This is a genomic window from Cutibacterium sp. LaCa_255 (assembly GCF_057458005.1).
Genome location: NZ_CP190956.1, coordinates 886,317 through 898,538 on the forward strand (window position 1 = coordinate 886,317; position 12,222 = coordinate 898,538).

The following is a 12,222-nucleotide window of genomic DNA, read 5'->3' on the forward strand; positions in this document are numbered from 1 at the left end:
CTACTGCAAGGCGTTCTCGCGCCCGCGCTCGGCGCGCTGAAGGGCGCGGTAGACCGTGGAGCGGCCCACGCTGAACAGTCCAGCCAGCTCGCCCCCGGTGTGCTCGTCGGCAGCATGTAGCTGGAGGAGGTGAGCTTCTTGCCGGGGGGTGAGTTTCGGTGACTTCCCGCGCAGCCGGCCCGTGGCCTTGGCGACCTTCATCCCCTCGCGGGTGCGGGCACGGATGAGGTCGGCTTCGAACTCGGCGACCATCGCCAGCACGTTGAACAACAGTTTCCCCATCGGGTCGGTCGGGTCGTACACCGATCCGGCGATGCTCAGCTTCACTTCCCGCGCCGCGAGGTCGTCGGCGATCTGGTGGGCACCACGGACTGAACGCGCCAGCCGATCGAGCTTGGTGACCACGAACGTATCGCCGTCCCGACAGGCAGCCAGCGCCTGCCGCAGGCCCTCACGGTCGGCGTTGCGGCCCGTGAGCCCGTGATCGACGTAGATGCGCTTGGGATCGACGCCGAACGCCGCGAGTCCGTTACGCTGCGCGGTCAGGTCCTGCTCGTCGGTGGAGACTCGGGCATAGCCGACCTTCAAGGGGGACATGCTCCCCAGCGTGTCATATAGCCTCCCTTCACCGGACAGTTCACCGGACGGGTCTTACGGGACAGCCCGCCAGGCGTGCCGTCGTTCCTCTCGATAAGTAGCGGTGGTGTCCGGTGAGGGCTCCCCTTACGGGCATGCGATCTGGGCTGACGCCTGTGACCGAGTGTTCAGTGCGCGTTGTATAGTTCAGTCCATGCTGACTATTGCTTCGCGTCTCGACGTGATGAACCGCCTGGGTCGTGCACTGGCCGACCCCACTCGATCCCGGATCATCTTGACCCTGCTCGACCATCCCGCTTATCCGGCGGAACTGGCCCGAGATCTGGACCTGACACGCCCGAACGTGTCCAACCACCTGGCATGCCTGCGCGATTGCGGGATCGTCGTCTCCGAGCCCGAGGGTCGTCGGACACGATATGAGATCGCCGATTCGCACCTGGCGCAGGCGCTGACGGCACTGGTCGATGCCACCCTGGCAGTGGACGAAGACGCCCCGTGCATCGATCCCGCCTGCTCGCTTCCCGGATGCGACGCAGCTGGGGAGAGCGCATGATCCTCACCTCGGTCTTGCAGGCGATGGGCCTGTTCGCAGCGACCAACATCGACGACATCATCGTGCTCTCCCTCTTCTTCGCGCGAGGGGCAGGCCAGCGCGGCACTACCGCCCGCATTCTGGCCGGCCAGTATCTCGGATTCGCCGGCATCCTCGGTGCCGCGGTCCTGGTGACCATCGGTGCCGGAGCATTCCTGCCCTCGGCAGCCATCCCGTACTTCGGTCTCATCCCCCTGGGCCTCGGCCTCTGGGCCGCATGGCAGGCCTGGCACGGAGACGGTGACGACGATGACGACGAGGCCAAGGTTGCCGGCAAGAAGGTCGGCATGTGGACAGTCGCAGGCGTCACCCTTGCCAACGGCGGCGACAACATCGGCGTCTACACCCCTGTCTTCTTCAGCGTGGAACCTCTCGCAGTAGTCGCCTACTGCATCGTCTTCCTCGCGCTCGTCGCGGTCCTGGTGGCCCTGGCAAAGTTCGTCGCCACCCGCCCCCCGATCGCCGAAGTGCTCGAACGCTGGGAGCACATCCTTTTCCCCATCGTTCTCATCGGCCTCGGCATCGTGATCCTCGTCAGCGGCGGAGCCTTCGGACTCTGACGTAGCGGCAGCGATCCAAACGGCCCCGACCGGGCGCACCCCTCTCGGTTCAGACCGCGACACCTACCTGCAGCCAGTCCTGCGTGATCGCGGCAACAAGACCGCCACGGAGCGCTGCAAAAACCCCGCCACCAAGCGAACGAAGCCACATATTGCGCTGGAACCCACTGCGGCTCGACTCGCGGCCGAACGTGCTGACGGGGCCGACCTCAAGTTGTTGCAGGACGCCGTGTCCGGCATGACAGAGGCCATTCGTAATGGTGATTCCAAGGGCCTCGCCCATCACGACCATGTTTTCCACCGTGGCCTTCTCGCGGCGACTCGCAATCCGTTGTATGTCGCTCACGTCCCGATGATGCTCAGGTACCTTGCTGAGCAGTACGAGGACCGAGAGCTGACCGAGGAGGATCGCGCCAACCTGGTCCAGCATCGTGACATTCTCGATGCCATCACGATGAGCGATCTCGACGCTGCCGAGCGTGCCACCCGCGCCCTCGTCCTGGGGAGTGGCAGGGTCATCTCGCAGGCAGCTTTCTGACCCACCCCGAGCCGCGAGGCTGCTCCGCACCCTGACGAGCAACTGGCCGGGGCCCGATCCACACGGATCGGGCCCCGGCCAGTTGTGATTCTGATCGGTCCTCCGACGAATCAGTCCTCAAATGCCTCGGGAGGCGGACAGGTGCACACCAGGTGGCGGTCTCCGTAGGTGTTGTCGACTCGGCCCACCGGAGGCCAGTACTTGGCCTGGATCCGGGTGAAGGCGCTGACGTCCAGCCCGCGTTCCTGATCGCGCTGCACGCCCAGACGCATGCCGGGATAGCAGCCCAACTCGCGAGAGTAAGGATGGTTCCACTCGACGGCCACTAGGCGGGCGGCCGGATGCGGAGCATTGACGAGCGGGTTGTCGTCGGCAGGCCAGTGACCTGATTGCACCATTCGAGCCTCCTCCACAATCGCTAGCATCGCGTCGCAGAAGCGGTCCAGCTCGGCGAGGTCCTCCGACTCGGTCGGCTCGACCATGAGGGTTCCGGCGACCGGGAAGCTCATCGTCGGGGCGTGGAAACCGTAGTCGATGAGACGCTTGGCGACGTCGTCAACGGTGATACCCGTCTCGGCCGTCAGCGGGCGCAGATCGAGGATGCACTCATGAGCCACGTAACCGTTCTGGCCGGTGTAGAGGACCGGGATCTTGTCCTGAACACGATGCGCGATGTAGTTGGCGTTGAGGACTGCCACCTCCGTCGCGAACTGCAGGCCCTCGAGACCCATGAGTCGCAGGTACGCCCAGGAGATGGGCAGAACTGACACCGATCCATAGGGGGCTGCGGACACCGCGTGACCGTCATGGGTCACCGACCCTCCGCCATTGAGTGGGTGCTCGTTGCGCGGGTTGAGCGGGTGACCTGGCAGGAACGGAGCCAGGTGTGCCTTGGCCGCCACCGGACCAACACCAGGACCGCCGCCACCATGGGGGATGGCGAAGGTCTTGTGCAGGTTGAGGTGACTCACGTCGCCGCCGATGCGGCCGAACTGTCCCCATCCGACCAGGGCGTTGAAGTTCGCCCCGTCGATGTAGACCTGTCCGCCGGCCTGGTGGACCATGTCACAGACCTGACGCACACCGTCCTCGTAGACGCCGTGGGTCGACGGGTAGGTGATCATGATCGCGGCGACGCGACCCTCGTTCTCGGCGATCTTGGCAGCCAGGTCGTCCCGGTCGATGGTGCCATCGTCATTGGACTTGACGACGACGACCTTGAGACCGGCCAGAGCCGCCGACGCAGCGTTGGTGCCGTGTGCCGAGGCCGGGACGAGGCACACATTGCGCTCGGTGTCCCCGCGGGACAGGTGATAGCCACGAATAGCTGCCAGACCGGTGTACTCACCCTGGGAACCCGCGTTGGGCTGCAGGGAGACGGTGTCGTAGCCGGTGAGTTCGGCGAGCCAGATCTCCAGGTCACGGATGAGTCGCAGGCTTCCGGCCTGGTCCTCCACCGGAGCGAACGGATGCATCTGGCCGAATGCCGGCCAGGTCATGGCATCCATCTCGGCTGCCGCGTTGAGCTTCATGGTGCACGAGCCGAGCGGAATCATGCCGCGGTCCAGGCCGTAGTCACGATCTGCCAACCTCTTGAGGTAACGCATCATGGCGGTCTCGGTGTGGTAGCTCGAGAATACCGGGTGAGTCATGAAGTCGGTCGTGCGGCGCAGATCCTCCGGCCAGATGTCGTCCGTCGGTGACTCGAGGCTGTCGCTGTCGCCGCCCAGCAGTTGGGCGAGCTCGCGCAGCTCGTCAGGAGTGACCGTCTCGTCCACGGCGATCTGGACGGTGTCCTCGTCGACGAGATCGAGGGTGTATCCGCCTTCACGTGCTCTGTTCCACAGCTTCTTGGCACCACCCTTGGCGGTGATGCGGATGGTGTCGAAGAACAGCTCGTTTGAGAGGTCGAGACCACCGGCACGCAGGGCCGAGGCGAGCTGCTGAGCGCGATCTCGTACCTGCGTGGCGATCCGGGTGAGTCCCTTCGGACCGTGCCAGATGGCGAAGGCGGCAGCGACGACGGCAAGGAGCACCTGGGCAGTACAGATGTTGCTGGTGGCCTTGTCGCGCCTGATGTGCTGCTCGCGAGTCTGGAGGGCCAGACGGTAGGCAGGATTGCCGTCGGCATCCGTGGAAACACCCACCAGACGTCCGGGGATCTGACGCTCCAGGCCAGTGCGCACCGACATGAATGCCGCGTGCGGTCCGCCATTGCCCATCGGAACTCCGAAGCGCTGCGAGGAACCAACGGCGACGTCTGCGCCGAGTTCTCCGGGAGGAGTCATGAGGGTCAGGGCCAGTACGTCGCACTCGGCGATGGCGATACCGCCAGCCTGATGGACGGCCTCGAAAACCTCGGAGGGGTTCCACAGTGCACCAGTGCTGTCCGGGTAGGGGGCCAGCACGCCGAAACAGTCAGCCTCGACCTCGGGTCGCCAGGATTCCGGGTTGCGCAGGTCCGTCTCGACGACCTCAATGCCCGCCGCCTCAGCATGTCCGAGGACGACGTCTCGAACCTGGTCGAAGACGTGGGTGTGGACGAGGAAACGGTTGGACTTCACCTTGCGGGACGCGCGGCGGGCCAACAGCATTCCCTCGGAGGCCGCAGTGGCCTCGTCGAGCAAAGAGGAGTTCGCCAGAGCCAGACCGGTGAGATCTGTGATGAGCTGCTGGTAGATCGTCAGGACCTCGAGACGACCCTGGGAGATTTCCGGCTGGTACGGGGTGTAGGCGGTGTACCAGGAGGGGTTCTCCAGGATGTTTCGACGGATGACCGGCGGGGTCAGGGTTCCGTAGTAGCCACGTCCGATGAGGGCGCGGGTGACACGGTTACCCTTTGCGATGTCAACGAGCTCGGCCCGGGCGGTTGCCTCATCGGCGGCGGGCGGCAGACTCGGGGTGTGGACGGAGGAGCCATTCCTGTCGGAGTTGAGGACGGAAGCCGGGATGGCGTCGCGAACGATCTGTTCGCAGCTGGTCACACCGACCGTCTCGGCGATGTGACGCAGGTCCTCGACAACGGATCCGACGTGGCGGCTCGAGAAGGGGCGCGGCCCCTCGAGGCCGCGCCGATCCCCAGCGTGGTCTGTCATCGTCATCACTTGGTGGTGAGCTTGAGGTAGGCGTCGCGGTCCATGAGTTCATCGGCGAGCTGTCCGCCGGAGACCTTGAACAGCCATCCTTGGCCGAAGGGGTCAGAGTTGACGAGTTCGGGCGAGTCGGAGATGGCCTCGTTGACCTCGGAGACGGTACCGGACACCGGGCTGAAGAGGTCTGATACCGATTTGGTGGACTCGACCTCGCCGATGGCCGATCCGGCCTGGACCTCGCTGCCGGCCTCGGGAATGTCGACGAAGACGACGTCGCCCAAGGCCTCGGCGGCGTAGTCGGTGATGCCGACGGTTACGGTGTCGCCGTCAACGGCGACCCACTCGTGCTCGGCGGAGTACTTGAGATCGGACAGTTCCATGTCTGCTCCTAAAGGGTTGTCTGGGGGCGGGTTGGTGGACGGTGTCAGGAACGCTTGTAGAAGGGCAGCTCGACGACGGTGACGTCGAGGGCCTTGCCTCGCACGTCGACGCTGAGCGAAGTGCCAACCGCGGCGACACCGGGATCTACGAAAGCCATTGCGATCGGGTGGCCCAGGGTGGGGGAGAGGATGCCGGAGGTGATGGACCCGACCTCCTTGCCCTCATTCATGACGGCGTAGCCAGCGCGCGCCGCGCGCCGTCCCTCGCCAGCCAGACCGACGAGAACACGGTCATCAGTCGTCTCGCGGTTCTCGAGGGCAGAGCGACCGACGAAGTCACCCTCCTTCTTGAAGTTGACGACTCGCCCAAGGCCGACCTGGGAGGGATGGATGTCGATTCCCAGCTCATGCCCGTAGAGGGGCATGCCGGCTTCCAGACGCAGGGTGTCGCGACAGGCGAGCCCACACGGGGTGAGGTCATCGCCGCCGGCCTCCATGAGAAGATTCCAGAGGTGTTCGGCGGCCTCGGCCGGTACATAAAGCTCGTAACCGTCCTCACCGGTGTATCCAGTACGGGCGACGAGCGTGGGGGAGCCGTCGAGCTGTCCGGTCAGGCAGCGGTAGTACTTGACGTCGCGGACCTCGTCGGAATCGAGGGTGGTGTCGGCCTTCGCCAGGGTCGCCAGCACGATCTCGACGGCTTTGGGTCCCTGCACTGCGACGAGGGCCGTCTGAGCTGACTCGTCGGAGACGGTGACGTCGAAGCTGGCACACCTCTTGGAGAACTCGGTCAGATCGGTTTCGGTGTTGGCAGCGTTGGCAACGACGAGATAATCACCGTCAGGCAGGTGGTAGGTCACGAGATCATCGACGACGCCCCCGTCCTCGGTGAGCATGAGGGAGTATTTCGCGCGGCCCTCCGCGACGGCTGAGAGTTTGCCTGCCAGGGCGTAGTCGAGAGCTGCCCCGGCATCGGGCCCGGAGACCCTGATCTCGCCCATGTGAGACAGGTCGAAGATGCCGGCATTCTTGCGGACGGCGTGGTGTTCAGCCAGGTCTGAGGAGTACCGCACGGGCATGTCCCAGCCCGCGAAATCGGTGAAGGATGCTCCGAGACTCTCGTATACGGCCGCCAGTGGTGTACGTCGAAGCGTGGTCATGCTTGGAAGTATGGCATGACGCGGGACCGCGTGCTTGCCCGCAGCCAGAACTGAGGAAGTAGACTTGGTGACGTACGAAGGAGTTCACCCCGCAAGCTCCGTGGCAGGTCAGGTAGGAGTTCGAGATGCCCTTGTCAGCAGAGGAGCAGCGGCGCCTTGCCGAGCTCGAGGAATATCTGTCCACCGACGATCCTGACTTTGCCCGATCGTTCTCGCGGAAGGCCTCGGCGACCCGTCGTCCCCATCCCGCCGGGGATGCCCTGGAGCAGCGGCGGAGACGGCATCGTCAAGCCCGTCGCCGTCAGATCCTCCTTGGCTCAGGCATGATGGTGCTGGGTCTGGCAGGGGTCGTCGGCGGGGTCGTGATGAGCAGTGGCCTCCTCGCCGTCGTCGGTTTCGTGATCATGGCCGTTGCGGTCGGAATTCTGCTGTCCACGGGCCAAGGCACGATGCCGGGCAGCAATGGCATTCGGCCGCGTGGTGGGGGCCGTGAGAGCAATCCGGACTCCTTCACCGCTCGGATGGAGGAGAGGTGGCGTCGACGTCAGTCGCGATGAGACGCGGTCGTCAGCCGTGGTGATTCTCACCTCATGAAGAGGGATGTCGGCATCCAGACAGCCAACCAGTGTGGTTTGGGGGTGTGCATCTTTCCGAGCCAGTCCTTGGCCGTCATGAGGTCGGAAGCCATCGAGTCGTAACGACCTTCCCTGCCCGACCAGCGGTCCCTTTCCTCGGCCAAGGCCAGCCGATTCACCGCCTGCGCAGTGGACTCGTCCATGTCCTGGGTCAAGGCGGTCGCCTGGTGGCGAGGCGTGCCATCGGGCCAGGGCAATCCATGGTCAATCCACAGTCCGCGTAGCTCCTGCCAGGTGTCGGCTGCCGACCCGCTCGAGATTCGGCGTCGCGAGATGAGGATGCGGGTGAGCATCGGCAGGACGAGCAGGAGCAGGACGATCAGCGCTCCGAGGAGGAGCGGCCAGTTAACGCCGCCGTGTTCAGTGCTGCTGACGGGAATCGGGCTGCTCGACGCTGTCGGGGTGCTGGACGCCGTGGGAGGCGGCGTCGATGACGTCGATGCGGATGACTGGGCCGAGGGAGTCGGGCTGGTCGACGGGGTCGGAGTGGGAGACTGTGTGGCTGCGGCCTTACGGGTCCAGGCCGGTGCCGGGGCCACCGCGGCAGTCGGCTCGAACCTCACCCATCCGTAGTCCTGGAAGTACAGTTCCGGCCACGCGTGCATCTGGTTGGCACGCACCTTCCAGCTGTCGCCCTTGTGACTCCCGGGGAGGAATCCGATGGAAACCCGTGATGGAATCCCCTCGATGCGGGCCATGAGAGCCATCGACGCGGCGAAGTGAATGCAGTATCCCCGGTGGGTCCGCAGCAAGAAGGTCTCGAGCACCTGGAAGCCATTACCCTCGGGGGCGTTGATGTCGTAATGGAACCGGGAGTCGTCACGTAACCAGTTCTGGATGGCGATGGCCTTGGCCACCGGGGCGGTCTTCCCCCTGACGATTCGGTGTGTCAGCTCCTTGATGTCAGTAGGCGCTGCGTCCGGGACATCGGTGTAGACCGTGCCGTCAGGAATGCCGGCCTTCGCCTCGTCGAAGGTCGCTGGATCAGGGTCCGGCTCCTCGGCGGAGATGCTGTACTGCATGTCGTCAGTCGCATGGTCGCGATCGGCAGAGGTCGAGACGATCGTCAGACTGTCGGGGTCCCAGGCCCAGGTCTGGTCGACGTCAGCATCGATCGGACCGTAAGGAGCCGGAAGGTACTGCGATGAGAAGCCGTTGACGGTGACGTCGACGGTGCGGGTCTGCGAATGACCGGTCAGTCCCGGAACCTTTCCGGGAGCAGAGTGCTCCAGGTTGACCGGGACGAGTCCCCACCCTCGATCCGTCATCTTGGGCAGAGAGGTCATGCGCAGGTACTCGCCGTCACGACTGTTGGTGATGTAGTCGATCACCGATGCCGTTGACTTGTTGTGGAGGTTGCGGCGCAGATCGATGGTGGGATCACTCATGTGCACCGGGGCCGAGGAGGCTCCTGACGGGCGAGCCAGGTCGACGTGGCCCCACACCGGGGCGATGGTCGCGAGAACCGTCGCGAGGGCGATGGTGATGGCTCCGACGATGACCGCTGACGGTCCGGTCAGTCGGCCGCCGTCGCGCAGTGCGTGATCGACGGCGAGGATGAGGAGCCAGCTGCCTGCGACCAAGGTGAAACTCCACCACGGGGCGTCGCTGGTGGCTGTCAGGACAGCGGGGAGATGTGTTGCCAACAGCGGGGCGAGGGACCAGCCCGGGCTCTCCAAGGTGATGGTGAGCAGATCCGTCACGACGGTGAGGACGCCGACCACTGTCGTCACCAACCAGATGACGCCGATCGACGGAGGCAGCGGGCCGTCGGTTGTCTGGATGAGGGTGATGGTGTCTCGGTAGAGATGCAGGAAGTTGAACGGGAAACTGCCTGACGAACCGGCAGTGGATGCGCAGATTCCTCCCATCACGGCGGCGATGACGAGGACGAGGACGGCTTGTACGCCTTGCACCTCGGCGTGGTCCCAACGATGACGTCGGCACAGCAGGGCTACGGCTTCGATGACGACGATGATGGCCGTCGGTCCGACCCAGTACCAGGGGTCGGCGGTGAGACCCGACAGCGACAGGGTTGCCAGAATCATGGCTAGCGCGACCGCAAGATGGATCGCCACCCCGTGGGAGTACTCGGGTGGCTGCTCGACCGGTCCGAGGAATTCCGAGAGCCGGGATTCAGGCTGGGTAGCGCGACGTGGATTGCTCATGAGATAGCCGTCCTCCCGTCGTGGAGCAGCTGGCGCCATGCTGTCTCGACGGAGGTGCGGGAATTGACGGGGACAACCGTCCACCCGGCGTCGGACAGCTCGGTCAGGGCTCGTTCGTGTTCCGCGGCCTGCTCGACGGTTCCTCGGAACCGCCGGGCCGTGAAGGTGTCGGCGTCGAGGACAAGAGCGAGTCCAGCAACGCGGTCTCGTCTCAGGTCCACGAGATCTGCGACGTCAGCCGATTCCAGCCTGCCGAGGATCGCGATGGCTGGGCCGTCAATTCCACGGCAGGATTCGACCGCCTCATCAAGAGTGATGTCGGGACGTAGCGGTTCGTCGACGAGTGCCTCGAGGAGATCACCGGTGAGAGGACCGGACGAATCGCAGACGTGAGTGACGTATCCGTCCGTCTTGAGCCGAGCGGCTATGGACGCCACTGAGTTGACGGCCCACTCGAAGGAGGCGTTGGGGCCGGTGCCGGCGTGGTGATGAGCGCGGGAGTCCAGCACGACCACCACCGACGGATTCCAGGCCTGCTCCTCACGACGAACCATGAGGTCGCCGCGGTGTGCCGTGGATCGCCAGTGGATACGTCGCACCGAGTCCCCGGTGTGCCAATCGCGCACCATGGCGTCGTCGGGACCACGCCTACCGGCATTGACGGCGGAGGATCTGGCGGCGAAGCCCTGGCTACCGAGCTCTCCAGAAGTGCCCAGATTGACGATTCTCGGTGTCACGACGACTTCCGCTGTCTCCCCGAGGTCGGAGTGGCGACAGGCCATGCCGAAGGGGTCGACGGTACGCATCATGACGGGCCCGATGGTGAATCGGCCACGAGTGGTGGGCACGACGGGCGTCTGAATCATTCCGGCTGACCACCGAGCCTGGCCCAGGGCGGCGGGCAGAGTGTCAGTGAATCGTGCCGCTCCCAGCGGCAATCCTCCACGACGCTCCACCGTCACCGTCTCGACGGCCTCGGACCCCAACGGTATCTGCACCGGAGCCAGACTCCGCGTGGTTCGGACCCGTGGACAAAACCATGCCACGACAGCAATGGCGACCAAGGGCAGGAGGATGAGGAGTATGCCGATCCGGGCCAGGTCCCGTTGATCAATGCTCAAGCCGATGACCGCCAGGACGATGCCGACGATTCCGACGGCACGACCCCTTGCGGTGAGAATCCCCCAGCGGCGAGGGGAGTTCGACGCCGACGGGAAATTCATCGGTCCTGATGGGTTCGCTCGGGCAACGGCACCTGACGCATGATTGAGTTGACGAGGGACTCGGCTGCTCGAGCAGTGTCGTGGCTCGCAACCCCGCTGCGTCCTGAGAGCACCAGACGGTGAGCCAGGACCAGGGCGGCGAGGGCCTGGACGTCGTCAGGAATGACGTAGTCACGACCATTCATGGCAGCGCGAGCGCGACAGGCCCGAACCAGGTGGAGGGCCGCGCGTGGAGACGCCCCCAACCGAATGGATTCGTGACTGCGGGTCGCAGCGACAATGTCCAGGACGTACTCATGGATGTCGGTTGCCACGTGGACTCCGAGAACAGCCGAGATGAGACCCCGAACCGTCACGGCGTCGGTGACCGGGGTGACCTCGTCGAGAGGTGAGGCTGCACCGTGGTGTTCGAGCATGGCGAGCTCGGCGGGGCGAGTCGGGTAGCCCATGGTGATGCGGGCCATGAAGCGGTCTCGCTGAGCCTCCGGCAGGCGGTAGGTGCCCTCCATCTCGAGGGGGTTCTGGGTGGCCACCACCATGAAGGGGGCGTCAAGGACGTGAGTCTGACCATCCGCCGAGACCTGACGCTCGGCCATCGCCTCGAGGAGAGCGGACTGGGTCTTGGGGGAGGCCCGGTTGATCTCGTCACCGACGACGATGTTGGCGAAGATTCCTCCGGGTTTGAAGACGAACTCCCTCTTCTCCTGGTCATAGACACTGACGCCGGTGATGTCGGAGGGCAGCAGGTCCGGAGTGAACTGGATGCGGTGCACGGTGCAGTCAATGGCGCGGCCGAGCGCACGGGCAAGCATCGTCTTGCCGACGCCGGGTACGTCCTCCACCAGGAGATGGCCTTGGGCGAGCAGCACCACGAGGGCGGTGTCGATGCGTCCGTCCTTGCCCTCGATGACCCCGGCCACAGCCGAGCGGATGGCATTCGTGGCGGCCACCACGTCGTCAATCGTCGCTGTTGGGGCTGCGACGTCGCCGAGGGGTTGGGCATGGGCCGGATGGACCGGCTGCAGTTCTTCGTGGCTCAACGGAATCCTCCTTGCGTGCACGGCAGTGGCCGGAGCCCATGCTATCCGGGCCTTCTGACGGTGATGCCCCTCTCGCTGTCGCGGTCCTCCAAACAGGGGCGAACGACTTTCTCGGACTCACATTGACATTTCTGACACCCACTTCACCGCGTCATCACGCGGTGGGAGTGGTGGGAAGTGGAGGTCGAGGAGTTGGGATGGTGACTTAGTGGAGCATTGTGGAGTATGGTGGAGGCA

Annotated in this window: 10 protein-coding genes and 1 pseudogene; 4 read left to right on the forward strand and 7 right to left on the reverse strand. The window is 64.9% G+C overall.

From position 1 onward, the window contains the following. A complete protein-coding gene (locus ACP8ML_RS03940) occupies positions 1–597 on the reverse strand; it encodes a recombinase family protein (RefSeq protein WP_117189296.1) in 597 nt (198 codons plus the stop codon). 193 nt (positions 598–790) lie between these two features. On the opposite strand from ACP8ML_RS03940, the gene cmtR reads away from it, so the two are divergent. The 3 genes and pseudogenes from cmtR to ACP8ML_RS03955 form a co-directional block, all read left to right on the forward strand. Beyond that, positions 791–1,150 carry a Cd(II)/Pb(II)-sensing metalloregulatory transcriptional regulator CmtR gene (gene cmtR, locus ACP8ML_RS03945; RefSeq protein ID WP_065673922.1) on the forward strand — a complete coding sequence of 120 codons (360 nt, stop codon included), beginning with the start codon at positions 791–793 and terminating at the stop codon, positions 1,148–1,150. After that, entirely contained in the window at positions 1,147–1,749 is a 603-nt protein-coding gene (locus ACP8ML_RS03950; RefSeq protein WP_016667307.1) for a cadmium resistance transporter, read from the forward strand. The genes cmtR and ACP8ML_RS03950 overlap by 4 nt, the downstream gene beginning before the upstream one ends. 151 nt (positions 1,750–1,900) lie before the next feature. Further along, positions 1,901–2,287: pseudogene (locus ACP8ML_RS03955) on the forward strand (FadR/GntR family transcriptional regulator); the annotation flags it as partial. A 110-nt stretch (positions 2,288–2,397) separates the two neighbouring features. Here ACP8ML_RS03955 and gcvP read toward each other — a convergent pair. Genes gcvP through gcvT form a run of 3 tightly spaced genes read right to left on the reverse strand, consistent with a single transcriptional unit; the run spans position 2,398 to position 6,919 of the window. Further along, positions 2,398–5,388, reverse strand: a complete 2,991-nt coding sequence (gcvP, locus tag ACP8ML_RS03960) for an aminomethyl-transferring glycine dehydrogenase (RefSeq protein WP_117189295.1) — start codon at positions 5,386–5,388, stop codon at positions 2,398–2,400. Then, the gene (gcvH, locus tag ACP8ML_RS03965) at positions 5,388–5,759 is read right to left on the reverse strand and encodes a glycine cleavage system protein GcvH (protein WP_065673924.1); all 372 of its coding nucleotides are present in this window, start codon (positions 5,757–5,759) and stop codon (positions 5,388–5,390) included. The genes gcvP and gcvH overlap by 1 nt, the downstream gene beginning before the upstream one ends. Positions 5,760–5,803: 44 nt before the next feature. After that, positions 5,804–6,919: a glycine cleavage system aminomethyltransferase GcvT gene (gene gcvT / locus ACP8ML_RS03970; protein ID WP_117189294.1), complete on the reverse strand. Its 1,116-nt coding sequence runs from the start codon at positions 6,917–6,919 to the stop codon at positions 5,804–5,806. Between the two features lie 125 nt (positions 6,920–7,044). Here gcvT and ACP8ML_RS03975 point away from each other — a divergent pair, with 125 nt between their 5' ends. Next, a complete protein-coding gene (locus tag ACP8ML_RS03975) occupies positions 7,045–7,476 on the forward strand; it encodes a DUF3040 domain-containing protein (RefSeq protein ID WP_065673926.1) in 432 nt (143 codons plus the stop codon). Positions 7,477–7,502: 26 nt separating this feature from the next. Here ACP8ML_RS03975 and ACP8ML_RS03980 read toward each other — a convergent pair whose 3' ends face one another. The 3 genes from ACP8ML_RS03980 to ACP8ML_RS03990 are packed head-to-tail and all read right to left on the reverse strand — an operon-like array spanning position 7,503 to position 11,985. Continuing rightward, positions 7,503–9,722, reverse strand: coding sequence for a transglutaminase TgpA family protein (locus ACP8ML_RS03980; RefSeq protein ID WP_117189293.1), 2,220 nt, complete (start codon positions 9,720–9,722; stop codon positions 7,503–7,505). Continuing rightward, positions 9,719–10,945, reverse strand: a complete 1,227-nt coding sequence (locus tag ACP8ML_RS03985; protein WP_117189292.1) for a DUF58 domain-containing protein — start codon at positions 10,943–10,945, stop codon at positions 9,719–9,721. Before ACP8ML_RS03985 ends, ACP8ML_RS03980 begins: the two co-directional genes overlap by 4 nt. After that, the gene (locus ACP8ML_RS03990) at positions 10,942–11,985 is read right to left on the reverse strand and encodes an AAA family ATPase (protein ID WP_065673929.1); all 1,044 of its coding nucleotides are present in this window, start codon (positions 11,983–11,985) and stop codon (positions 10,942–10,944) included. Before ACP8ML_RS03990 ends, ACP8ML_RS03985 begins: the two co-directional genes overlap by 4 nt. Positions 11,986–12,222 lie beyond the last annotated feature (237 nt).